Below are 25,663 nucleotides of genomic sequence, written 5' to 3'. Positions count from 1 at the left end.
ACTATGTCAAGGAAAAAAATACTGGTATCTTGTAGAGATGTGGGCGCGGCAATTAATATTATTGAGATAGTTAAACTGGCGCAGCATGACGTAAATTTAGATCTGTTTTTGTATATACAACCCCCGGCATCAACCTATTTTCAATCAAATAATCTGGCTTTTGAACTAGTACCTCCTGTTATTGTAAAACATTCAGAATATGAGAAAGGGAGGGCATTATTAAGCTATGCTAAAGAAATTCTGGATAAAATTAATCCAGATGTTATTTTATGCGGATTATCTACTCCAGGCGATGCCGGTATTGATGAAGCTTTAATTTCTGTTGCTAAAAACAAAGTGCCTACAGTAGTGATGCAAGATTTTTGGGGCGAAGTAAATGATTTTTTTGGAGTTTGTGCTGATTATTATTTTTGTTTGGATCAAGAAGCTAAAGAATTAACTGAACAAAGAAATAATTGTAAAGGTATTGTAATTGGCTCACCACGCCACTCTTGGTATAAAAATTTAAACCTTCGTCAACTTAGAATTAATTTAAGGGAAGAATCAGATCTATCAATAGACGATTTAGTCATTGGTTTGTTTGGACAGTCTCTACATCATATACCTGGTTATAAAGAGACACTTGCTGAATTGTTAAGTCTCATATCTCAAATCCAGCCCAAGGCCAAGATTGTGTATAGACAGCATCCTCGAGAAAGTGAAGAAAATGCAGAAGTCACTAAGCAATTATTAGAAAATTATAATTTTTCATTTATGTTATTAAATCACAAGAAAGTAGAACATTCATTAGTTATTTGTGATGTTGTTTGTAGTATATTATCTAATTGTCTCTATGATGCGAGTTATTTAAATTTTTTTTCAACCACTCCATTCATTACTCCAATAGCATTCTGTTATAAATCAGATATCCTAAATCATCTAAATAATTATAATATGATTAACGCATCACCTTATAAACATACAAATATTGCTTGTATGTTTGATACAAATAAGCCTGACGTCGAACAATTAAATTATTTATTTTCTGAGCTTGGAAAAAAAGAATATTGGATTGCGAGTAAAAAACTAGAGAATCCTGAAAAAGCTGCAAATAAAGCTTTAGAAAGTCTATTAACATTAGCTATCTAAGCTAATCAAACAATCGAACGTGACACCTCGTGTCACGCTATGAAAATAATTAAATTTTTCCCGATTCGTTTAATAGTAATCTAAATTAATTCTGTTCCACTAAGCTAAATGCCATTGTGTTCAATCAAAAGATAATATTTACAAAATCACGAATCATTAAACTCTTAGCTATTTGATAAATCTCTGAAATGTGTTTAGGCAACTTTTTAAATTTTAATCTAGCTAATAGTTTCTTCCATGATAGGGATTTGGATTGAGGTTTGATCATTTACATTTGCTTTATTAGTATGCATTAGGTTAGGGTTTATTGCACATGGTTTTACCTTTGAGCCCCTGATACAATTCCCACATAACGTACCATCCAATTTGTTTTGAATGTGTTTTTGTCGTAACTCTTGGAAAAGCTTACTGTGCCATGCCTCTTTTATTGACATAACGTTTAGGTCTTCTACAGCTAATAAATTTTCATAATCATTGCAACAGGCTTTTATATAACCTTCTCTGCTGATATGTAGTTTATTGAAGGGGAGGTGGCAATCACGATAAGGGGGTAATGGTAAGTTGTCCATTTGTCCGGATTGATTTGAAGCTTCATAATAAATTACTTCATCAACATAATTACTAATTAGTTCTTTTAATTCCTCAAATGAATGTTTAGAAGATTCCATACCAACAAATGACACCCCTAAAAAGACATTTTGCTTAACTTCTTCACGATAACGGCTAACAAATTTAATGTTACTAATGACTCTTTCAAAATGGTCATTTCCATGAATTGCTTTATATATTTCCCTATTTCCACCGTTAACAGAAAATTTTATGGAATTCAAACCTGCATCAAGTATTTTTTTGAATTTATCTTGATCGGGAATTGAACCATTAGTAGATATATACATATAATCATAACCAAGGTCCCTGCAATAAGAAACATATTCGACTATCCATTTGCAAGTTAGGGGTTCTGCTCCTGCGAATAAACCAATCTCACGAGCCCCACAGTCATAGGCTTCTTTTACAAGACGTTTAAAAAGGTTGGGATCCATTTGTCTTTTGGGGCGATCCATTAAAGTATAAGCACAAAATTGGCATCCATGGTTGCATATATTTGTTGTCTCCACTTGGATCTGTCGGGGAAAAGGAGGCGTTTCTATTTGCTGACTTGTCTGAATCATATTTAAAAGACGTTTACCTATATGACTGTTTTGAGCATCCTCATCAGTAAATATATTTGTTAGTTTTGCAATTACCGGGTCTTTCATTGTCACATTCATCCCTTTTATCTTGATTACCCAATTTTAATAATCAGGGCAACAATTTTTGTGAAATTTTTTGATCTGTTATGTAAGTTAAACAATCTAATGTCAGTAATTAAAGAATCATCAGCTTTATTTAAAAATACTTCATCTGCATTATTTTAGTATCAACCAACATATATATAATATGATTTATAATATTTTGAACTGCTTTAAACCAATTTTAGAGATTATCAAAGGAATGATAGATCTCCATTCTATGCAATTTCCTTTGTTTTTTTATTGTGTTCTATCCATTCCATCAATCCATCTTTTGAAAAACGACTATATACTTTTCCATACAGTTCCCAATTCTCACCTCTAAGCCATTGTCTTGAGTTATATCTGATTTTATCCCCCATACCTAAGGCTCTATAACCAGGGCAAGCATGCCCTCGTATGACTTTTCTTTCAGCCCCTCGTTTCAGATAACTACCTCGATGATATACATCTGTATTAAAAATAATTAAAGTACCTGCGGGGGCTAGTATTTCAACAGCATTATTCAATTCAGAAGGGATTTCTTCATTACCCATATTTTCATAATAAGAGTTTGTACCAATTTCAACAGCTCCATTAATAGAATTTGCGTCAAACCAATTTCGAAATTTCTTTCTCGATATTATTTGACTACCTGGGTGTACCGCAAAAGCTCCATAACCTGAATCTAAAATATCCTCAAGATAAATCATAAATTTTAGATTCCAAGTTTTATCGAAGTGTGAAGCAGCTATTTCCGCGTCTTTACCGATATCAAGGGTAAGATATATTTCCTCATTTAATAAGTTTGGTTTACCTATAACTCGATCTATAATCTTGACAATTTTAGGGTGACTAAATATTTGATTCACTGATTTAAATTGTTCCGAGTCTGGTCTATTACGATATAAAGCAGCATAATCGGCAATATTTCCTCCGGCTTTCTGAACACATTCGAAATTATTACTGTTTCTATATTCACGAATTGAATACCAATCATCAAATAATTTATTTATGTTTTCGTTATCAAGCCACTTTGGCAGAACAGCTGCTCCATATTTACGCAAAACACTTTCAACTTCCTGTAAATCAAATTCTGAAGATACCGTAATATCTTTAAGTCCTATTTCAAACATATGTAACTCCAGTTAATCCATAATAGCCTAACTAAATCAAGAGCGTAATTGTTTTAATTATAATTAACAACCTCTTGGTATGTCATAATATTTATTAGATTATAAATCCGCTCAAAGTTTTGTCCATCAAGCATACCCCAATCAGAAGAGCTTTTCTTCTGCGCTAATGCTATCTGATGATAATATTGGTCATCATTAATTAATTTATTTATTAATAGATTAAAATCATCATTTTTCTCTGCTCTTAATACGCCAGGTACTGAGGAGTAGTCTTTGAGATTAAAATTATAAAAATCATAATTTATTACAGGTTTTCTTGCAGCAATTGCCCATCTTATTGTGCTTGAATAACAACTTATATAAATATCATGTTTGGGGATTTCATCGAGAATGTACTCTTCACTTATGTTAATATCAGTTTTTTCAATAACGGGTAAGAATTGAGATTGTACCGCTGGATGAAGGTTGAGAGTAATTGTAACATTTTTAATTTTACCTAACTGGTTAAGTACCATTTTTGTTAATTCTTCATAACTGGAATATTCGCAAAAATCTCCTCTTTCATTATGATAACTTGGCGGCCAACATATCAGTATTGAAGTAGTATTGTTATCAATTTTTTTTGATTTTAAGTAAGCTTGCAGATATTTTTCATCGGAATCAATTATATTTTTTAAATAATCACAATATAGCGTTCCTGTTAAGTATATCTTTTCCTTTTGTATCCCTTCATTTATATAATGATTATACATCGCTATACTCTCAGCGGTTAATTTATCAGCATAACCTCCATGGATAGTCCATGCATTTTTGACAGATATCCCTAATTCTTCAAGCGCTAATATAAAATGAGGATTAAATAGTAGCGTTCCTTCATAATTACCCTTTTTTTCCCATTGAGGATAATATTTTTTTACTAACATCCCTATGCCATTTTTTGTATGATATAAATCATTATTTAATTGTTTTTCATATACGGCATTATCAAGATCACGATGACTTCCATAACCATACGGTACATCTAATATAGGAATTTTAAGGGATAGAGCAGCTTTGATTAATGAAAAATTAGCAGAGATACCATCTTCTGGTATAACAAGTAATTTAGGATTATGTTGACTTAATATTTTCATTGAAGTATTTATTTCATTCAGCATGGTGTTATATAAAGCGCTAAATGTGTTTAAAGAGAAGTCATTTTCGTTGTATTTTTGAGCTATTTCTTCAAAATATAATTTGTTACCACTTAGTGTAGGAGTAAATTTTTGAGCTTCTTCTTCAATCACCAGAAACTCATTCGTAAATCCCGGTGCAAATTTTTTAATTTTTTTAAGTAAGTTCTCATCATATTTTTGTATAACAAAAAAGACTTTTTCTTTTGAATCAATCAATCTTGCTGCTAACATCGAAAGTACAGGTGCGCTAGTGTATGAAGAAATAAATATTAAGATTGGCTGCCTGTTTTTCAAATTTTTATTAAGATTATTTAATGTTTGAATTATTTTTTTTATTATGGTTAAACCCATCAGAATTTCCTTTTTCTTTTTAAACAAATTTCCAGCATCAATTATATATTTTTTAAAGCTATTTGTTTATTTAACTTAGGGGCTATCGACAATTACTCTATAATTTCATCGTGGTGGGGCTTATCCGCAGTGCTTAGGCAATTACGATTAATTAAAAAGTCAATTGTCAACAGACCCTAATAAGATATGTAATATTATTACAAATTAATATTTTGAATTTTATAATTCCTATTTCCGCGAAATTCATTTCAAACATTCGATCCCAAAAACGTCTTATTAGTTATCATTGAGTTTTTGGGAATAACAAATAAAGCAGAATTTTTTCTTCATAAGTTAAACTCTGAGTCAGATTAAATTTAGATAGATGCTGAATAATATTTGCTTTGTAACATAGTGATTAGGTGATATCAATGGTTTATTAGAAAGAAAAATTAGATTGATTGAAATCATCTAAGAAAACTACAAATAATCATTAAATAAGTATGGGCTTAAAAATGAAAGGCAAAGTTATACTACCTAAAATAAACCTAAAGGTGTCATAAATAAAACAATTATACATATAAAATTGTTACCAACAAGTAAACCCACCATCAACTATGATGTTTTGTCCTGTAACATAGGTTGAGGCATCAGAGGCTAAAAACAATAGGGCGCCTAGTAGTTCATCAAATTTACCCATACGTCCTAAAGGAACTTTTCGTGAGTAATTGTTAACAAATGTGTTGTTTTGCCCGCTTTCTATCCCACCTGGAGTCAGGGTATTGACTCTGATATTGTGCTTGGCCCAATAAGTTGCGAGATACTTTGTTAAGCTGAGAACCGCGCCTTTAGAGGCGGAATAAACTGCTGGAGTATTAATCTCTACTCCAAGAAATTCAGATCCGGCATAAATGCTTTGATCGGGTGCTACTACGCCATAGATGGAACTGGTTTGGATGATGCTGCCACCTGTATTTTGTTGAACCATTTCCTTACCTACTGCTTGAGCAACTAAAAACATTCCATCGAGATTGACCGACATGACCTGGCGCCAGGTATCCAATTCATATTCTTCGAATGAAGTAAAAAATTTTTTCAAATCATTGGTTTTTGTGGCCGCATTGTTTAAAAGAATATCAATGGTGCCAAACTTGGATTTAACCGTTTGCACCATATGCTCAATATTCACTTTGTCGGTGACGTCGCAGCGTAAAGGAAGTAATTCTGCGGCAGGATTATCTTCTAATATGGCACCGCATACTTGTTCTGCTTTATCGTAGGATACGTCAACTACAGCAACACGAGCTCCACTTTGTGATAATGCTCTGCTGAAACCTTGGCCAAGAATTCCCGCTCCACCTGTTACAATTGCGGTTTTATTATTGAGACTAAACACAGAGCACTCCTTAAATTAATTAAAATTAATTATCTCCATTGGATTAAGCAATTTTGCTCTTCTAATTAAATTCATGTTATTAATAGTTTCGTCAGGTGAAATCACTGGTGTTTTGTTCTTTACCATATCAATCATTTCGCCAATTGTTCTTTTAAATGCAGTAAAATTATCATACAAATCATAATGAAAATGATTTTTAGTGCCGTAAAACGAAAGATGCAGCGTTTTATTGACTGAGCCTAAGCACGAGAGATTGAATCGAATATCATTTTCTATTTCAATGCTGTAGGATTCAAAGGAAGAGGGAAGTCGGATTATTGATTTAACCTTTTTAAAGCCCAGACCGTTAATTGCATCGAGTAGATGAATACCGTATTTTTCCAGACTGTTTAAAATTACACCTTCGATTAATTTAAGTTCACCCAACTCAGCGTTGCTGTTTCTGATTGAATCCAGTTCCTTGGCATAACGCATTCCCGATGTACTCATTAATAGACCATTATTAAGATACTTTTCAAAGTATTTTAATTCATCTTCATCCAGGGTTAATGGTTTATCAACAAAGACGGGAGTTCCATGTTCAAGGAACGGTTTGGCCATCGGAAAATGGCTGTGGTAATCGTCTCTTGCAATAAATACGAGATCAACCTTCCCTATCATGTCGGTGAATTCTTCTACAGCATTGGGTATTTTACTCGCTGCGCATAAGCGGTTCGTCAGATTGACGTCCTGAGTCCATGCATGACTGACTTCAACATCGTGAAAATCAAAAGCATCTCGTGGTTGCTTTTCAAGATAGTCAAGAATAACCTTCCAGCCGGCATTAACAAACTCTTCTGGTTCGTATCCGTTAATTATGGCTGAAAATGAGAATGGATGACCATTTCCTTCACTGTAACCCAGTATTCCTGCTTTCATTACCAGACACCCCATCCACCATCAACACAGATATTTTGACCAGTAATATAGGCTCCTGCATCAGAACACAGCAATGCGGCTGCTCCTTTTAACTCGTAAGGTGTCCCAATTCGATTTAATGGGTTTTTACCGCATAAACGCTGAATAAAATCCGGATTTTCTTTTTGAGTGCTTTCAAATGGGAATGGCCCTGGGCTAATCGCATTAACACGGATTCCGTCTTGAGATAAAAAGCTAGCCAGATATTTAGTTAATTGAATTAAGCCTGCTTTGGCAGCCCCATAACTTGGGGGATTAGCAAATCGTTCACTGTCGTATAAACGATAATCAGGTGCGACATGACCGTACATGGACGCAATATTAAGAATGGTTCCTTTACGTTTTTTCAACAGAGGATGAAAGCGTTTAATGGTTCTGAAAACGCCGTTTAGACAGACTTCAATATCCTGATTCCAATCCTCATCTGAAATGGATTCAAAGGTGTTTTTGCGCCCAGACCACCCACAATTGACCAAGATATCGAGACCCTGCGGTGACAACTCTGTAACTGAGTGTAAACACAAATCTATAGATTCTGGATTGGAGATATCTATGGCTAAAGCCGTGAATTTATTATCTGGAAACTGGTTTTTTATGGTATTTACAAAGTTTTGACATTTATTAATATCACGACTTGCAATGATAAGATCTGCCCCAAGTTCAGCCAAGGCATAAGATAATTCACTGCCTAACAAGCCTGCCCCACCGATGACCAGGGCTGTTTTATTTTTTAAGGAGAAAAGCTCAGACAACCTCGGCGCTGTTTCTGGTTTCGAATAAGACATTTGCCACCACCAAATCTTTTTTAGTATCGATATCAATTACAGAACTTCCATCAAGAATTTCTGCACCCATTTTTCCAAAAAGCACGTTAGGTCCTTCTTCCGGGAAATTTTTTAGATTAAAAGCATAAACCACTCCATTTAATTGATATGCTTTGGGTAGTTTTTGTCTGGGCAACCAGGGGATCGCTCCCTGTATAAATGGTTGGGGTTGCCCTTCTTCAATTGACCAGGTTCTGTGTGGATTAACCTCAGCTTCATTAAAAGTAGCAATGGAATCAAGCTCTTCATGAACAAGCCTGTAGAGGCATTTTTGAATGATCTCTGCAGTTCTGAAAGGGGATGTGGCTTCTAATAAAACCAGATAATCGGGAAGATTATTTTCGGCAGTCAGTACGGTACGGCAGTATCGAATTGCATCAGCTACAATAGCGGTGTCCGTTGCCAAATAATCGGGTCTGTTTTGTATGGTGGCTCCATAAGATTCTGCTGATTTGGCTATATCCTGATTATCGGTTGAAACAATGATCTGATCGATTTCTGGTACTTGGGAAGCGACTTCGATTGGCCATGCAAGTAAGGGTTTTTCACCTAAGAGGGCTAGGTTTTTATTAATAATTGATTTACTACCACCGCGTAGAGGTATAAAAGCAAAAATCCGTTTCTGATTAATCATTATCAATTCATTAGTTTAAAACTATTTTGCCGGATTATAATCCTGGAGTTTGTATAAAGCAATAATAAGAAAATTAATTAATAAGAAGCTACTTAGCTTAATTTGTATGATATAATTTGGGCTATGTGATAACAATAAATACGTTTAATTTTTTTGCTTTATCAGAAGCATCATCATCTAGATGAACCAGGGTTTGTTGACAATTGACTTGCTACATTACAGACAAAAGTCTACATAAAACTGCTTGTCAGCTGCAAAACAGGCCTCTTATTGATGTGTACCAAGTAGGGATTACAGAGCGATTTTAAACAGATCCTAGGGGCTGTTGACATTTCATTATATTCAAGCCTACTTTCCGCGACTTGTTCGCGGAATCGATAGATCTTGCTCAAAACAAGAATATATTGCGCCAATAAAGATTGAATTTGATCCCGTTAACTAGTCGCGGGACGTCGAAACATGAATTGTCAACAGCCCCTAATTACTTAACCGTTTATTATTTTTATTTATAATCATAGAAACTGATCTCAATGATTTTTTAGCAAGCACGATGCTGCTCAAAAGAAGGAATCGAGTAATTATTCCTGTTCTAACTAATGCGGTTGTGACTAGAGAAGAGTTTTTTTTAAAAAATTTATTATAGTATCGCCACATGCCTTTGGCTTTATATCCAAGAACCTTAAGAGGAATCTGCCGGGTGCTGAAACTTTTGATATGCATTACTTTGATCTTGGGGTTAAATATGATGTTCCAGTTGCCAGTAATAAATCTGTAGAACCAATCATAATCTTCACAATAGAGGAAATAGTTATCATCCAATAGACCTACTTGCTCAATTGCTTCTTTGCGAACGAACATGCAGGATCCTGAAATTAATTCTACTTCAATTGGTTGAGTGGGGATTTGTTTGTCGGACAGAATATATCCAGAACATTTGGGATTGTTCGGGAACAGTTTGGCTAATTTGAACATTTGATTAAATACTCGGGATGGGGTAGGAGTTAATCCCCTGCATCCAGTTTGTTCTGTTCCATCTGCATTGGTCACCAGGCAGCCTACCATACCCGCATTTGGAAATTCTTCCATAGTCTTGATTAATTGTTCTATAGTGTCTTTTTCAACAAAACAATCCGGGTTTAGATAAAGAATATATGGGGTTGTGATGTGTTGATATACGGCATTATTTCCCGCTGAAAAACCACGATTGGCTTGGTTTCTGTGAATGGTAACATCACTATTGGATTGAAATACCGTTTCTACCAAATTCAAACTGTTATCGGTGGAAGCATTATCTGATATGATAACTCGAGTAGGTACTGTGCTGGTTAATACCTGCTTAATGCAGTTTACCAGCATTTCACCAGAGTTATAATTGACGATGACTACAGTGACTGAATAATTTACCATGGTAATCCTTTATGGAGGATTTTAAAAACTTGGAAGACAGTAATAACGCGGGTTTTCTGCACCATTTTGCGTTGTTTCCAAATACGTTGTAATCCTTTTAATGCATCAAGCTTCGATTTTAAGATAGTTGAGGTCTGCCCTCTTTTAAGAAACAGCAAAATCGTGGCTAAATTTAATAACAAATGCAATGGAAAAAAGAGTACGAGCAATCCGGTGGGCATATTCTTAAAGTAAGTCCATACCAGATTTCGATGCCCGTGATAGGTATAGAAGTCACTGTGCCTTTTGGTAGTAGCAGAGCCAGTATGCTCTGCGATGGAGGTAGGAACATACCCGCCTTGATAGCCAGCTAACCATAGCCTAAAGGCTAAATCAATGTCCTCATAGTAACAAAAATAATGTTCATCAAAACCTTGGACGCTTAAAAACGCATCTCGCCTATACAGTGCGGCGGCCGCGCATGGAGAGAAAATGTTTTCCACTTTTGTGGATGCTCGATTAAGAGGTTTTCTGTGATGATTTCTCCAAGCTTTGCCACTGATGTGGTAGATATCTCCTGTACCATCAAGTAAGTGTGGTTCTCTTTCGCAGATGAGTTTGGAACCGAGGAAGGCATATTGTGGATATGTTTTTATGGTGGTAACCATTTCAGATAACCATTCTTTATAAGGGTAAGCATCCGGGTTTAATAGAGCTATCCAATTAACCTCAGGATCAAGATATTCAATTGCCTTGTTGTTCCCTCCAGCAAAACCCAGGTTGGTTGGACTCTTAATAAGCGTCAAAGGCAGATTCAATTGATGAATTTCTTCAGGAATTTCTTCAGTGCTGGCATTATCGAACACGATGACTTGATGGGGTTTGTAGAGTTGAATGGCTAAAGCATGGAGCGCCTTCAAAAGATAGGTTGATGAATTATAATTGACGATGATGACGCCGATGTTAATTGGCGTGTTAGCTTGTTCATTAGATGGGTAATTCATGATCCTGGGTCCAATGTTGAAGGGCATTAATCATATTGATATATAAATTATTGCTCTCGATGAACCAGCTCATTTTTTCAATCGAGAAATATTTGTTAATCAGTTCCTGAGTTAGCGCGTGAGTTACTTGTTTCTCATAGAGATAGGGTAAAGATATGGATGAATACGATACGGATAGTACTTCGCAACCGTGAACCAGACTTGCAGCTAATTCGATTGGTAAATGGTAGAAGTCTTTATCAATTATTTGAATGGTGTAGTCTCTGCTCAATGCTGCAATGATTTGTTGAAACATTTCCGGATTATGCGCTGGATGCGGTTTGATAATAATAAGGCTGTCTATTGTCGCATGTGTTTTGAGAATTTCTTTATAGAGCGCGATTTCATTTTCTAACGTGGTGAGTCTGGATTCGGTAAAATTACTGAACATTAATAAATAACAGGGTTTGGAGCTGTTGTTGATCACTTCGTGCATGTGATTTTTAAATTCAGGCAGGGTTGTCGCTAGTTCTTCCACGCAGTGTTTTAAATCTTTTTGATTGATAATTGAGAGATGGCACTGGTTTAGAAAGTCTTTTCCAGGATCACACGGGATGGCTAAAATAGCTTGCTGCGGAATTAGTTGATTATTTTTAGAGGGATATAAAAATTTTCGTTTTATTCTGGCGATAATATTATGTACGATAATTTTGTTTTTATTTTTAATACGGTACATTAATTGAGTGAAATAATTTTGTGTATAAACTAATCCCAGCGCATCCCCATAGCAAATTCGTTTAGCATCAGGAAATGCGTGCATTATGGTTTGATTCCAAAAATCACTACTGATGTCATGTGAAAAAAAGAACTCGTCAACCGAATAGTTTTTTAGTTTACGGTACAGTAATCGTGATCTAAGACGCACGGGTATGTACGTCATGAGTTTTGGGTATTTAAACAAAGAGTAACCATGAATCACAGTGGCATGAGCTTCGTTACTCATCATTGCCTTAATATGGGCAATTTTTAATGAATTAAATGGAATATGAGGTTTTGTTAAAATAACCAGCGGTTTTTCAGTCAGTTTATTATGAAGCCTGGCATATTTTAAGGCAGCATAGGCCGGAATCAATTGATTGATGTGGTCTATGCTGATTAAAGAGATGTTTTTCACAGACTGCTCGGTGCGTTGATTTGTTCATACCATTTAAGCATATTCACTTGTTCATCAATGCTAGGTAATTGAGCGGGGTTGTTGATGAAAGCATGAGTTTGTTTATATAGACCTGGTTTAAAATCATAGTCCAGAGCATCATCCAGCACCACATCTTCAAGAGCCACACTCCCTAATTTCTGGATTTGTAGTTTTTCCATAGGTCTAAAGTACAATCTGTGCTGTTTGGTTAGAAACTCCAAAGCCCAACGGCCAGGAGCTTGCCAGTTGGCCTGATAGGAAAATAGAGCCCCTTGCTCTGTAATGCCCGAGCCGGCATAAATAGCCGCTCTTGGATGCCAGGCGAGAGAGCCCGCTGTTTGCGCATGTAACACTCGAGGTGTTCCACCAAGATGAAATGCCAGATCAATGACATGTGATGAGTTCGCTAAAAACCAGTGTTCTTTGACGCCTTCTTCTTTTTCAATGTTGGCGATGACATGCCCCCATTCTGTAAACTCAAAATTGAAGGACAGTAATCCACCATCCTCGGCAATAATGGATTTGGCTTTTTCAACTGAAGCATAAAATCTTCTGTTGTAGCCAACCAGAACCTGTGCATTATTGGTTTTAGCTGTTTGTGCGACAGAACGAATGTCTTCTGCGTCGATGCCACCCGGTTTTTCAACCAGAATGGTTGCAACACCGGCGTTTATTGCAACTCGAGTTGCTTCACCCAATCGTTTTTCACCTACAGCGATAATGGCATGAGTAAATGAGTGCTTGTTTGTTGCGAAGTACTGTTCATAACCACCGGCTATTGCTTTAATTCCGGTAGTATTTTGAAAGGTATTGGTCGATTGTTCACTTCTGCCAATCACTGTAAAGGGTATGTTCATGGCTTGCAGAACTTTGCTGTATTCACATGCCATTGGTCCTGAACCAAAAATTACAACATTGATCATTATTAATTCCTATACTGTTTTTAGGTGAATGGATAATCCATATGGCTGGTTAATTTGTTTTCAGCTACAAATGCTTTAAGTGGTTTCAGTAATTGCAGGTGAATTTGCTTGGACGTGGTGAAGTCGGTAAGCGAGCAACGATCAGTTGTTAGGAGCGAGTTAACCAATTCAGCAGTTAAAGTACTTTGGAAGGGAATGGGCGCATTGACTTCTTCCCATTTCCAATCTTTTTCTACGCTGGTTTGCCAGGCTTTTTGTTCCCATTCTTTTGAAATAATACGGTGTTTGTGATTGTAAATTTCAATCTGTATTGGAGCGAAACCTTGTTTATCACAATTTATAAAGGCTTGGCTGCCATGAGCAAACCGAGCGACCAGAGTTCCGGTTAATTCATAATATCCTGCTCTTTTGCTTTCAATTACATGTTTATCAAGAAGATGGGTATCCAGTTCAAATTCATTGTCGCCAGTAATGTACGCTACATGATCCAGATAATGAATGGCATTGGTGATCAGGCCGTATTGGCTGCCTGAAACATGATACTGAACGGCTTCGTTATAAAATATTGTGTTTAGATTTTGGTAGTAAGGCATCATCCGCATGGTGCAATTAACCCATGTCTTTGTTTGATGTTTGGATAAGAGTTCTTCTATATCGTAATAGTCCTGCTCCTGGGTAAACAGGATTTTTTCCAGAACCAGGTGTTTTATTTCGGCTTGTTTGAACAGTTCTTCGATGATAGCGCGTCGGCTTTGAGCAGTACTTGCAATGATTGCTACATCAATAGAATGACCCTCAGACAATTTTTGGGTGTAACTGATTTTATGTTTAACTTGTGCAATAGTCGCTTCAAAACGTGATTGAGCTGTTTCAAGAGAAGCCAGGCTTGGATCGACAACGGTAATATCCAGTTCTTGATTGACCAGATTGAGCGATTGCAGATGACGGCTGCCTAATTGTCCTGCGCCAATTATTAGTATTTTTTTCATGATTTAAAAAGAGGTAGTTAGTTTGCTGAGCATTTTAGCTGACCGGCTCATTTAAATCTACCCGGGTCAGTTGATGATCCTGGGTTTTATTTAATTGTTCTGCCAGCCACTTTGCTAAATTACGGTGACCCTCTTCATTAAAATGGGAGAGATTCATAAAATTACTCTCAGAGTAGTCGAAACCGGGATTTAAACAATGAATTTTAGGAAATTGCTCACAGATTTTATAGATATCATTGAGTTCGTTCTCAATATCACTGACTTTAAATTGAGTTTGCTTGACACCGTTAATATAGATGGGTGATATAAAGAAATAAACATTTTGAGCTACTGACGATGATGAAGTGAATAATGAATTTAGAAAAGAAGTGTAATTAGGCAGTTTATCTTTAAATTGATTATAAGGTTCTGAATACGCATCTGGAAGTGCTACTTGTTTGTATTTATTGTCTTCAGTTTTTTCCAGTGTGTACAGGCGGTTAAGATCCAGGTTGATAATACTATGAATTCCGTGAGGATGAAGGAAATAAAAATCAAAATAAGAATTGTATGCAAGGTCTTTAGATGTAAATTCTTCGTCCTTGATAAAATAAGAATTTGTGGAAATAAAATTAAATAGATTTATTTCAATGATCAGAGTATCTATAGATATTTTTTTTGCTTTAAGGTAGCTGAGGTTATCCAGATAGGATTGTCCGCTTTCTCCAATTACTGATGCATTCATGACAAAATAATTGGGAAATGTTTTTATTATATAATTGGAATATGTATCTCGAGCAGATAGCGAGTTTCCATAAGAGAACGAGGATCCCATAATGAGCATGACAGGTTTTTGGGAAGATTTTAAAAAGTGTGTCAGATAAGATCTTGACAATGGTTTTGCTTCGTGACCATCAAAATTACGTACATTAATCAATGTATTATTATAAAAACTATTTGTCGCCAATCCCATGATGTAACTGAAAAGACCATGCGTGAGCAGAACCCCGGTAATAATCGCTATGAAATAGAGATATAAGCTTTTTTCTTTCATATTGTGATGGTCTCTATTAAAAATTAAAATATAAAAATGAACTGGGCGTTTGCGAAATAGTAGCTAATGAAAAATACAGTGCGGCACCTATAATTAATCCATAAGTCATGCTCGGTTTCCAAGTCCAAAGAAGCCCACTTGATTTATCAGCAGTCATTTTGCTCACTTGTTGCGAATCAAGTATCGCATTGGCACTATTCATTAGCTCAATGGTATTAGGTAAAAAAGTGCAAATGATCAGTCCTGCCAAAAGAAATAAGCCAAAGAAAATATAGTTTAGAAGAGTCAGAAGTCCGCTAGAACCGTAGTAGTAATAATGGTAATGAAACATGCCTTGATAAAAATTTTGCGCGGTGGCAAAGTCATTTGCCCTGAACAGAACCCAGCCAATGACGACACAAAAGAAGGTCACAGCTATAGACATAAACTTGATTAGTTTTCTCATAAAACCGGATGTTATTCTTAAATTAAGTCGGGTTGAACATTGGTCTCTAACCGCGTGCCAGCCATGATTTAGGATAAGTAAAGTTCCATGATAAGTACCCCATAAAATAAAGGTCCATCCTGCACCATGCCAGAATCCCACAATAACCATCACGATAAATAAATTGAGATATTTGCGAAAAGCTCCTTTTCTGCTGCCCCCAAGAGGAATATACAAATAATCTCTGAAAAAACGGGATAAGCTCATATGCCAACGACGCCAGAAGTCAATAATATTCACCGCTTTATAGGGTGAGAAGAAATTAATGGGGAGTTTTATTCCTATCATGAAACTGAGACCAATGGCCATTTCAGAATATCCGGAAAAATCAAAATACAACTGTAAGGTATAACCAATAGCCCCCATCCACGCGTCAAGAAAGGACAGATCGTATCCTTTACCAGGCAAATCAAAAATGTAATTGACTTTGGGTGCCAGGGTATCGGCCAGGCAAACCTTTTTAAACAAACCGATGCTAAAAATCGTTAGGCCGATCATAAAGTAGCGCATCAGTGGAAATTCTTTAGTATTCAGTATTTGATTAAATTGGGGCATGACATCTTTATGATGAATGATAGGGCCGGCAATTAAATGAGGAAAATAAGTAACAAACAGAGAGTAATTAAAAATTCCAAATTGTTTGACTTTTTCATAGTAAGCATCAACTAAAAAAGCAATTTGAGTGAAAGTAAAGAATGATATTCCCAGTGGAAGAATAATATTATAAAAGTTAAAGTCGGTATGGGCGAGTGAATTGATATTCTGAATAAAGAAATTCATGTATTTAAAGTAAAAAAGAGCACTTAAGTTTCCTAATACACCCAAAATTAAATAGAATTTTTTATACAATTGAAGTTTACAATTAATAATTGCTTTACCGATAACAAAATTGAAACCAATGGATGCTAATAATAAAACCAGATAATTAGGATTCCACCAACCATAGAAAATGAGCGAAAAGGTTAATAGCCATGGAACTACCGCGGGTTTATAAAAATAGATTAGGAAGTAGGTACCGAGTAAAGCAATAGGAAGATAGAGAAACAGGAACTGGTATGAATTAAAAAGCATGGGATTTTTTTATATAAAAATAGAATTGAGTATATGTTGAAATGGTGTGTTCAACAATAGTTTTTTTTGAGTATAATAGAAGGTAACATATTGAGTTAAAAATGATTTAAGCGTTTTAATCTTGATTTGATCGATATTATTTTATTCTATTTCCGGCCATGGAGTCATGAATGTTATTTCACCAGCTTTTTGATCATGATTCATCGACTTACTCTTATCTCATCGGTTCACCTAACAGTAAGCATGGAATTATCATAGATCCGGTAAAATCCCATGTTGATGAATACCTTCATTTGATTAGGCAATTGGGTCTGGATTTAGTTGCTTCTATAGATACTCATACACATGCGGATCACATTACCGGATCTGGTGACTTAGGTAATTTAACTGAATGTCAAACTATGATGGGTATTGAAACACAAGTTCAATTTCTGAGTTATCAATTTCATGACGATGAGTTATTAACATTTGGCGATTTGATCATTAAGGCTTTGCATACTCCTGGACATACTCCTGATTCCTATTCGTTTGTTTGGAATGACAGTGTTTTTACAGGTGATACTTTGCTAATTAACGCAACGGGCCGAACTGACTTTCAGGGAGGGAGTGCCAGCATGCAATATGAGAGCTTGTTTCATAAATTATTAACGTTACCAGATACAACCAAAGTATATCCTGGACATGATTATAACGGAAAAAAATTCAGTACCATAGAAATTGAAAAAGCGCATAATCCCAGGTTGCAGGTTCATTCCAGAGAGGAATACGTTGCTATTATGAATAGCTTAAACCTGGCGCCGCCTAAAAATATGCATTTTGCTGTACCGGCAAATTTGCTGAATGGCTTGAGCAACCTTCCTGTTTGATTGCCTATTTAATTTTTCTAAAATTTTAAGAATTTATTTGTTTAGCTCTGGAATTAGAGCAAATTTACATGTAAATTACTGTTCCTTTTTAATAATATGATGTTGAATTTACTGATCCAAATCGTGTAGCAATACAGGTTATTTTGATTAATTTCAGTTCAATTGCAATAAAAAGAGGAACGATGCAGTTCGTATCACTATCTTCCAGGATACTCGAACTGTGCGTTTAAATGTGGAAATTATTTACAAATTTTATCTTGGCCTTAATACTCCGTTAATAATCAGAGTGTACAATATAATCCGAGTAAGAAAAGTTGTTTAATTTTTAGTCAGTATGTGGCTGCCAAGAACACCATGGAAGCGTTCTATGGAGAAGTAGGTGGCTGCCTCATTAGGGAGATTTAGTCATGTTAATTTTGACTCGGCGTATAGGTGAAACATTAATCATTGGTGATGATGTAAACATTACCGTGTTGGGTGTAAAGGGTAACCAGGTTCGTTTGGGTATTAATGCACCGAAAGATGTTTCAGTTCATCGTGAAGAAATTTATTTACGTATACAACAAGAAAAAGAATCTGATGATTCTGAACAAGAAGTATAAATCGATTTCCTCGCAGTTCATCCAGTTCCGAGCAATTAAAACGGCTCGGGACGAACCTTCAGTCTACTTCTAATCCTCCTTCAATAATCTCAAAATATTCAAATAATTTAATAAAATAACAGTATAAAAATAACTTTTATTTAAAATACCTTCCCAGGTTCTGTGAACAAATTTTTAATACAGTGCAAATAAGGTGTCGTTGCGAACAAAGTGAAGCAATCCATTACTGCAAGTTAGCGTAGAATTGATCTGGATTGTTTTGCTAACATTCGAAATGATGTTTTTTTGTGCGCTAATTAAATTTTGTTTACGGAACCTAATAACCTCTGTTAAACAGTGTTATTGGTGGTATCAGTCCAGAGCAAAATTTGGCACTAGGTGCTTGGTCCACTAAGTGCAGCGCCAGTTAAAAATACTGTAGGCGTTGACTCAGATCTGCTTTTATTTGTAATGGGGCAGGTTTGGAAAAAATATTGCATGTAGGGTTTCTCTTGGGCTGGTTTTTTTACTTCTTTTAACAGATCGGGGATGAGCTTATCTAGATCGGAAATTGCGTTATAAATAGCTTTTACTCTATCGGGGTTCTGACATTTTTTTATAGCTAACAGAAGGGGATTGTATTCTTTATTACTAATGATGATTTTTTTGCATAATATGTCCGCCTGGGTGGTTGGTGGCAGTAAAGAGATGATTGGCAAAAGAAGAGGTATTGCTTCTTGACAATGTATTGCTGCCAAATGCATCACGTTATATCCACTTTTATTTGTGCTTGCAAATAATCGGGCAAAAAGAGCAAATTGCTCTGTCTCTGGCAGGGAAAGTAATTCTTTTAGCAGGATTTCTAGTGTATTCGGACTGTGCTGGATGGCTATCATGAAAATATGTTCACCTTGATTGTTTTCCTGAACTAACCAGGGCACGAGACTGGATGGTTGAGTGTTTTTGGCTAGTGATAACAATGGCACTATTGCTTCCAGATGATTATTCTCGACCGCGAGCATCAAGGCATTCATCTCAGTTTGGGTATTTTGTAACAGTATGGAGCGTAATTCTCCTTGCATCGAAACAGGAATTAATTGCAAAAGTTTGAGCACCCAAGGAAAAGCAGGGTTCGGCGACTGTTGGTGTGATAAGGATTCCGTCAGTGCGTTTAAACCTGAAAAATTGGTCCGTTTCAGCAGTTTTAAAAGCGTATCGGTGTCGAGGATGGTGTGCTCTGCATCCAGATAAATGACTTTGAAGATAAAATTAAATAACGCTGTTAACTGTTTGGGTTTAATTTCATTTAATGCCAACAGTAATGCAGTGTCACCCCAATGCTCAGGTATATCTTTTTGGGAAATAGATTGCACCCATCCAACATTGGAATGCAGCAATACAGACACTTGTTTTTCACGCGGCATTTGGTCAACATAGGCCAGATACCATTCAAGGGACTTTATATCCCAGCTGACAGCTCGCATGAGCATGTTGATTTCTGTGACATCAACCTGATCTAAAATTTTAGTTATTATTTCTGGGGGTAATGAATCAATTTCTGCCCTAATTCTGGCCATGTGTATACTGTCAGCTGCCCCTGCCTCTATCAATACATTTCTGGGTGACATTTTAGGAACATGAGAAAATATTCTCGCTTTTACTTGAGTGGGTAGATCTGCTTGTGCATCCAGTACCATTTTGACCAAGTCAGGGTCATATTTATAAATAATCACCTTTTCCAATAAGGTGTACCCAGTATGATGACTGATCTTCCTTACCAGGAACGGTTCTTTATATTCAGGGGGAAGATCTTTGATTAAGTTCATAATGTCAGAAAAAAATTTACAATCATTAACTATTAATTGAAATAAGTTTGAATTATTTTTTTCAGCTTGGTGCAATAATACTCGAGTCCAGACCAGTGGTGACAAAAACGGTTGTAGTGCCATAAAACGCACCACGGCATGATCGATATTAATATCGTGGAGAGGAGTTTGTGTTGATAATGTTTTTAAATCGAAATTATAAACTCTCTCAATGTACGAGCCCATGACTGCGCAATGAACCAGCAGAATTTGTTCCTCTAAATCCAGGCGGCTCATGGTGTGTAATAATTCTTCGATAGAGTCGGGAGCATGTTGAAGCGCGTAGCCTAAGACACTTTGAATACTAAATGTATTTGTCCAACGAGCTCTGGATGTGACTTTGTTATTCCAAAAGAGGAGTGATAAATCAGAGCCCAGAAACTCACACAGACGCAATAGAGATGGAGGAATCTGCTTAAGTTGAACTATTGAGTGAATTAATAAATTATCATCAGTTAGAGCTGGTAACTTTCTTAGCCTTAATGTGTTGCTGTTGGTTAGCAGACGATAGAGCAGGATTTGATGAGCAGTTTGAACCTGAGAATTGTCTATTGACTGTGTTACCTCAAGCAGATTGCACATAAATGCCAGTAATTTTTCAAAATGAGTAATGAGTTGTTCTTTCTTTGAAAGGGGGAACTCAGATTCTTGAGCAGTTGCTATTGCAATCAGTAACGATTTTCTAAAATAGTATAAACCAGTTGCATTAAATAGCTGGATTTGATCAATAGGATGCAAGGTATTGATTCTGTCGAGCAGTTCATCTGTGTAATGAGGTTCTGTATATAATTCGAGCACATCGAAGCCAGATTTTCTGGCATCAAACAGCATCTTTTTGTGCATCTCTTTAATTTGTTCAATTAGACCAGGCAGTAGATCGTCGAAATGAAAAATAATTGGGACTTCATCTGTGATTAAAAGATCTAAATCACGAACCAAATCGGAGAATTTTGAATAACTATGGCTTCTAATTTTTTCAATGATTTGTGTTACTGCATCGTAGCGAGGATTACGTAATAAAACTGAGTTCATCAGGCTTCGATATTCATCAAGCATGGCTGCTGTCTGAATGTAAAGATCCATGGATAATACAGGATAAAAATTGGGCATGTTACGAAGTCCTTTTGATGTGTTGCACCGATTCTTACTTAAAATGAAAAAATGTCAATATAATATCTGGCGTTAAATGGAATCAGTTGACCTTTCATCTATTTACCCTGCTTCCGGGGCTTTGTGCACGAGATTTATAGGTTATTACTGGAATGAATCTGCTTTTATTGAGACCATTTCCAGATTCCGCGATTAAAGAGCGGAACCTGGACGCAACGGGAGCTATGGTCAACAGGCCCGGGTATTTTTCAATGATGTATCACCTGATGAGAGAATGTGTTGAACTCCTTGAGAGTCGCGTAAAATTAATTGACCCATTGAGTCGATCCCGCAAGCGATTCCTGAAAAAGAATGGAGGGATTGCGTTACGTTGATGTGTTTTCCTGCGAGATAATCGTATTGATTCCATTCATCCATAAAACTATTGAGGTCACTGGTTAAAAACTGATTTATCTTACTGTGTAAATAGTATATTAGGCTGGCTATAAGTTCATTGCGGTTGAAGTGTTGATTAGCCATTGTGTACAATGAACCCCAGGGTTTATCTGGAAGGGGATGTTTTTGGGTATCGGTATTCACATTCAGACCAATACCAATAATGACCTGGGCATTTCCATTTGATTCAGCAATAATTTCAATTAAAACCCCGCAAATTTTTTTATCACCCCAGAGTATGTCATTGGGCCATTTGATTTTAATGTGTTCGGTTGGTACAAATTCTTTTAATGAATGGAGTATTGCTAAACTGCTTACCAGACTTAATCCGGAAAGACGGCTGAGATCACAACTCAGGTTCCAGCGACTGGAACAGTAAATATTTTCACCAAACGGTGAATGCCAGGATCTGCCAAAACGTCCTCTCCCTTGGGTTTGTATTTCAGCACAGCAAATATCCAGAACGGAACTCGTTGGTAGTTCTTTCAGAAAACGATTCGTGGAATCAATTGATGTAAATAAATGCAGTTTGAAAGGTTGTGTAAACATTCGTTGTTTCAGATGACTTGAAATTTCCAATTCTTCTAATAATTGGATTGGTGTTGTTAATTGGTAGCCTTGGTGGGGTATCCGGGTAATTGGGATTCCCAATTCAATCAGCTGATTGATGTGCTTCCAGATAGCAGAGCGAGTGATGCCCAGAGCATAACCCAGCTCATTGCCACTATGACAGGAGCCATCGCCAAGTATTTGAAGCAGAGTGCGCTGCGTAGGATTAAACTGGATCATAGGCTTAAAATTGCAAACTGACGTTTTGATGAAGCTGGATCAAACCATGGCGGATTTCCCTGATCGTTGGATGGTGGCATAGAGCGCCACTGCAGGCCACTTGAGGCATAAACGTACGTAAGTGCCAGGTCAGGTTATGCAGGGGGTCATCTACTAGTTGCTTCGTTGGCATGGTCGTGGGGACGTGAAATTCTTTAGTCGGGTATGAAAGTCCAAGACCACTGGCCTTTATAAATGCTTCCTTTTGTGCCCAGACATGGAAAAACAATGCCGGTTTCATTGAGTCTGGAGCCTTTCTAAATTCAATATATTCCTGTTCAGAAAATAAATTTTTAGCAATGCCCTGATAGGGGCGTGCTGAATATTTTTCAATATCTACGCCCATAGCATAACCTTTGCCCACAGCAAGCAAGGCCAGATCACCTGTGTGACTGATATTGAATTGAAGTTTTTGGGAATTAACAACGGCTGGCTTCCCATGTGGGCCATAAGTAAATTCGAGCCGCTCCGGAGCTGTATTGAGATAACGGGAAAGAATGATTCTTAAGGTGGCTCGGGCTGTTGAAAAGCGTCTTTTGTGCCGGCTAAAGTAGAAACGGTCGGCTCTGGCTCGCTCATCTGCATTCAATAATTGATCGGCGACATGCAGCTCGTGCTCCAGGGAGAACTGCCAAAGGTCGATACGCGACTCATTTAAGATGCAATTTTGCGTATTTAATGGGGTAAATCCTGTAATTATCATATCACGTGTTTTGAATCTGGCGTCAATTAGCGGTTAAGAGTATCATATACCATGATATTTAATTCAACAAAGAGTAATCAATGAGCCGACAATTTTTGGATTTTGAGCAACCAATTGAAGAGTTGAATCAAAAAATTGAAGCACTCCGCATGGTTGGTAGTGATAATGAAGTTAATTTAAGTGAAGAAATTGCCCGTCTTGAAGCGAAATGCTCTGAGTTAACGGCAAATGTTTTTTCCAATCTGGAGCCTTGGCAAGTCGCACAAATGGCGCGACATCCGTTAAGACCTCAGACTACAGATTATATTGAGCATATATTTACGGATTTTCAGGAATTGCACGGTGACCGCAGCTATTCTTCTGCTCCTGCCATTATCGGCGGAGTAGCTCGATTGAATGATGAACCTGTAATGGTATTGGGTCATCAAAAAGGCAAGCGAACCAAAGAAAAGGTTTATCGAAATTTTGGTATGGCTCGGCCTGAGGAATACAGAAAAGCTTTGCGTCTGATGAATATGGCTGAAAAATTTAAAATGCCAATCTTTACTTTCATTGATACAGCTGGAGCATATCCGGGAATAGGTGCTGAGGAACGAAATCAGTCTGAGGCAATCGCCCGTAATCTGTTCGCCATGGCCCGTCTGAAAACACCAATTATTTGTACTGTAACAGGCGAAGCTGGATCCGGTGGTGCTTTGGCTATAGGTGTGGGAGATAGGGTATTAATGCTTCAATTTGGGATTTATTCTGTAATTTCTCCAGAGGGGTGTGCGTCCATTTTATGGAAAGACGCAGCTAAGGCAAGTGAGGCTGCTCGAGCTATGGGGATTACTGCGGAACGAATATATGAAAATAAATTGGTTGATATGGTGATACCTGAACCCTTAGGCGGCGCTCATCGTAATGTTGAAGACATGACCCAAAGATTAAAAAAGATACTCATCAGCGAACTCCAGAAATTGAAGGGTATTCCCTTGGAACAACTGATTGAAATGAGGTATCAAAAGTTTATGGCTATGGGGGCTTGTGACTAAAGCTTTATTCAACTCCAGGTGGGTTTCCCATCTGGAGCAGTATAAGAAATTAATTGTAGGGTTTAGTGGTGGACTGGACTCTACAGTGTTATTGCATGCGCTTTATTCTCAATCTTCATTACGTAATAAATTACTGGCCGTCCATATTAACCATGGCATAAGTCCAAATGCCTTATTCTGGCAAAGCCACTGCGAGGCCTTTTGTGCTCATTCCGGTATTTCATTTAAATCTGAATCAGTTGAATTCGATCGCTCTGCCAATATTGAAGAGGGAGCAAGAAATGCCCGCTATGCAGTATTTAATTCCCTGTTAACCAATCAGGATTGTTTGCTTCTGGGTCACCACATGGATGATCAGGCCGAGACAGTCCTTTTACAGTTGTTTCGAGGGGCAGGAGTAGACGGATTGGCCGCGATGATGGAATCAGGAAATTTCGGTTCCGGGCGATTGGCAAGGCCATTATTAACCTGCACTCGTCAACAACTGGAGCATTATGCCGATCAGCATGATTTAACATGGATAGAAGATGAAAGCAATCAGGACGTACATTTTTCTCGTAATTACATTAGACAAGAGATAATGCCCGCATTAATTGCCAAATGGCCAGGCGTAGTGGGTAATATTGCCAGAGCAGCTAATCATTGCCAACAGGCACGAACTAACCTTGATGAGCTTGCGTTCATGGATAGTCCCCAATTATTATCCCAATCATCAGTCTTGTGTGTTGAGTCATTAAAATCTTTAAGCATTGAACGGATTTCTAATGTGTTACGTGTTTGGCTGAAACAAAATCAAGTGCAATTGCCTTCTGCTGCTACTTTTCAGCGGTTAATCCATGAAGCAGTGTTTGCAAGTGCAGATGCTATGCCATTGATTCGCTGGGATGAAGTACAGATCCGTCGTTATAATGACTCTCTTTATATTGTGCCAGTCAATGAAATTAAATTAGCTCAACGCATTGAGTGGAGTCAATTTCCTCAACCTGTACAGTTGGGGGAAACAGGCTCCTTTCTGGTTGCTCAAAAAACAGAGGAAGGTATACGAGTTTCCAAAGGTGAAAAAATCCATATTCAATTCAGAACAGGCGGGGAGCTGTTCGTTTGGCATGATCAGACGAAACGATTGAAAAAATTATTCCAGGATTGGGGTATTCCCCCCTGGTTAAGACAGAATGTTCCATTGCTTTATATAAATGATCAACTCGCTGCAGTTATAGGCTATGCGGTAAGTGATTTATTTTTTACAAACAATCCAGAAGAGGCCTGGTCGATATCGATGAATCGATAATTTAATATGCGGTGCACTCATGTTGTTTTGCTTGTAAC

At 36.9% G+C, this 25,663-nt stretch carries 22 protein-coding genes; 5 read left to right on the top strand and 17 right to left on the bottom strand.

The features are described from left to right. Positions 1-3: 3 nt before the first annotated feature. Positions 4-1,128, top strand: a complete 1,125-nt coding sequence (locus tag ELY21_RS01565; protein ID WP_127106258.1) for a hypothetical protein — start codon at positions 4-6, stop codon at positions 1,126-1,128. 218 nt (positions 1,129-1,346) lie between these two features. Here the strand turns inward: ELY21_RS01565 and ELY21_RS01560 are convergent, their stop codons facing one another. The 14 genes from ELY21_RS01560 to ELY21_RS01495 all read right to left on the bottom strand — a co-directional run bounded on the left by ELY21_RS01560 (position 1,347) and on the right by ELY21_RS01495 (position 16,915). Further along, positions 1,347-2,387 (bottom strand): radical SAM/SPASM domain-containing protein, encoded by a 1,041-nt coding sequence (locus tag ELY21_RS01560; RefSeq protein WP_233588632.1) that lies wholly within the window; start codon positions 2,385-2,387, stop codon positions 1,347-1,349. 251 nt (positions 2,388-2,638) lie between these two features. Beyond that, on the bottom strand, positions 2,639-3,535 hold the full coding sequence (locus ELY21_RS01555; protein ID WP_127106254.1) for a hypothetical protein: 897 nt from the start codon (positions 3,533-3,535) through the stop codon (positions 2,639-2,641). Positions 3,536-3,588: 53 nt separating this feature from the next. Further along, positions 3,589-5,061: a hypothetical protein gene (locus tag ELY21_RS01550; RefSeq protein ID WP_127106252.1), complete on the bottom strand. Its 1,473-nt coding sequence runs from the start codon at positions 5,059-5,061 to the stop codon at positions 3,589-3,591. A 568-nt stretch (positions 5,062-5,629) separates the two neighbouring features. Next, entirely contained in the window at positions 5,630-6,436 is an 807-nt protein-coding gene (locus tag ELY21_RS01545; protein WP_127106250.1) for an SDR family oxidoreductase, read from the bottom strand. Positions 6,437-6,451: 15 nt separating this feature from the next. Continuing rightward, positions 6,452-7,354 (bottom strand): Gfo/Idh/MocA family oxidoreductase, encoded by a 903-nt coding sequence (locus tag ELY21_RS01540; RefSeq protein WP_158618491.1) that lies wholly within the window; start codon positions 7,352-7,354, stop codon positions 6,452-6,454. Continuing rightward, positions 7,354-8,178: an SDR family oxidoreductase gene (locus ELY21_RS01535; protein WP_127106246.1), complete on the bottom strand. Its 825-nt coding sequence runs from the start codon at positions 8,176-8,178 to the stop codon at positions 7,354-7,356. The genes ELY21_RS01540 and ELY21_RS01535 overlap by 1 nt, the downstream gene beginning before the upstream one ends. Then, on the bottom strand, positions 8,138-8,851 hold the full coding sequence (locus tag ELY21_RS01530) for a cytidylyltransferase domain-containing protein (protein WP_127106244.1): 714 nt from the start codon (positions 8,849-8,851) through the stop codon (positions 8,138-8,140). Before ELY21_RS01530 ends, ELY21_RS01535 begins: the two co-directional genes overlap by 41 nt. A gap of 477 nt (positions 8,852-9,328) precedes the next feature. Next, complete coding sequence (locus ELY21_RS01525; protein WP_127106242.1) at positions 9,329-10,258, bottom strand: glycosyltransferase family 2 protein; 930 nt, start codon at positions 10,256-10,258, stop codon at positions 9,329-9,331. Continuing rightward, on the bottom strand, positions 10,252-11,241 hold the full coding sequence (locus tag ELY21_RS01520) for a glycosyltransferase family 2 protein (protein ID WP_233588631.1): 990 nt from the start codon (positions 11,239-11,241) through the stop codon (positions 10,252-10,254). The genes ELY21_RS01525 and ELY21_RS01520 overlap by 7 nt, the downstream gene beginning before the upstream one ends. After that, positions 11,225-12,394 (bottom strand): hypothetical protein, encoded by a 1,170-nt coding sequence (locus ELY21_RS01515; protein ID WP_127106238.1) that lies wholly within the window; start codon positions 12,392-12,394, stop codon positions 11,225-11,227. The genes ELY21_RS01520 and ELY21_RS01515 overlap by 17 nt, the downstream gene beginning before the upstream one ends. Next, positions 12,391-13,338 (bottom strand): Gfo/Idh/MocA family oxidoreductase, encoded by a 948-nt coding sequence (locus ELY21_RS01510; protein WP_233588630.1) that lies wholly within the window; start codon positions 13,336-13,338, stop codon positions 12,391-12,393. The genes ELY21_RS01515 and ELY21_RS01510 overlap by 4 nt, the downstream gene beginning before the upstream one ends. Positions 13,339-13,358: 20 nt before the next feature. Beyond that, the gene (locus ELY21_RS01505; protein WP_127106236.1) at positions 13,359-14,327 is read right to left on the bottom strand and encodes a Gfo/Idh/MocA family oxidoreductase; all 969 of its coding nucleotides are present in this window, start codon (positions 14,325-14,327) and stop codon (positions 13,359-13,361) included. Positions 14,328-14,361: 34 nt separating this feature from the next. Then, on the bottom strand, positions 14,362-15,360 hold the full coding sequence (locus tag ELY21_RS01500) for a hypothetical protein (RefSeq protein WP_127106234.1): 999 nt from the start codon (positions 15,358-15,360) through the stop codon (positions 14,362-14,364). 16 nt (positions 15,361-15,376) lie between these two features. Then, complete coding sequence (locus ELY21_RS01495) at positions 15,377-16,915, bottom strand: MBOAT family protein (protein ID WP_127106232.1); 1,539 nt, start codon at positions 16,913-16,915, stop codon at positions 15,377-15,379. Between the two features lie 170 nt (positions 16,916-17,085). Here ELY21_RS01495 and ELY21_RS01490 point away from each other — a divergent pair, with 170 nt between their 5' ends. Together ELY21_RS01490 and csrA are read left to right on the top strand one after the other, a co-directional pair. After that, positions 17,086-17,781 carry an MBL fold metallo-hydrolase gene (locus ELY21_RS01490; RefSeq protein ID WP_127106230.1) on the top strand — a complete coding sequence of 232 codons (696 nt, stop codon included), beginning with the start codon at positions 17,086-17,088 and terminating at the stop codon, positions 17,779-17,781. Positions 17,782-18,188: 407 nt separating this feature from the next. Continuing rightward, positions 18,189-18,383: a carbon storage regulator CsrA gene (csrA, locus tag ELY21_RS01485; protein ID WP_028385081.1), complete on the top strand. Its 195-nt coding sequence runs from the start codon at positions 18,189-18,191 to the stop codon at positions 18,381-18,383. Between the two features lie 374 nt (positions 18,384-18,757). On the opposite strand, the gene ELY21_RS01480 is transcribed toward csrA, so the two are convergent. The 3 genes from ELY21_RS01480 to ELY21_RS01470 form a co-directional block, all read right to left on the bottom strand. Then, complete coding sequence (locus tag ELY21_RS01480; RefSeq protein ID WP_127106228.1) at positions 18,758-21,337, bottom strand: hypothetical protein; 2,580 nt, start codon at positions 21,335-21,337, stop codon at positions 18,758-18,760. A 228-nt stretch (positions 21,338-21,565) separates the two neighbouring features. Continuing rightward, positions 21,566-22,561: a biotin--[acetyl-CoA-carboxylase] ligase gene (locus tag ELY21_RS01475; RefSeq protein ID WP_127106226.1), complete on the bottom strand. Its 996-nt coding sequence runs from the start codon at positions 22,559-22,561 to the stop codon at positions 21,566-21,568. A 4-nt stretch (positions 22,562-22,565) separates the two neighbouring features. After that, positions 22,566-23,303 (bottom strand): 4'-phosphopantetheinyl transferase superfamily protein, encoded by a 738-nt coding sequence (locus tag ELY21_RS01470; RefSeq protein ID WP_127106224.1) that lies wholly within the window; start codon positions 23,301-23,303, stop codon positions 22,566-22,568. Positions 23,304-23,383: 80 nt separating this feature from the next. On the opposite strand from ELY21_RS01470, the gene ELY21_RS01465 reads away from it, so the two are divergent. Next, complete coding sequence (locus ELY21_RS01465; protein WP_028385085.1) at positions 23,384-24,337, top strand: acetyl-CoA carboxylase carboxyltransferase subunit alpha; 954 nt, start codon at positions 23,384-23,386, stop codon at positions 24,335-24,337. Then, a complete protein-coding gene (gene tilS / locus ELY21_RS01460; protein WP_127106222.1) occupies positions 24,330-25,625 on the top strand; it encodes a tRNA lysidine(34) synthetase TilS in 1,296 nt (431 codons plus the stop codon). The genes ELY21_RS01465 and tilS overlap by 8 nt, the downstream gene beginning before the upstream one ends. Positions 25,626-25,663 lie beyond the last annotated feature (38 nt).

It is taken from the genome of Legionella sp. km535, assembly GCF_003990085.1.
Classification (GTDB): Bacteria; Pseudomonadota; Gammaproteobacteria; order Legionellales; family Legionellaceae; genus Legionella; species Legionella moravica.
The sequence above is the reverse complement of the archived record's forward strand: the minus strand, read 5'-3'. Positions and strand labels throughout refer to the sequence as shown.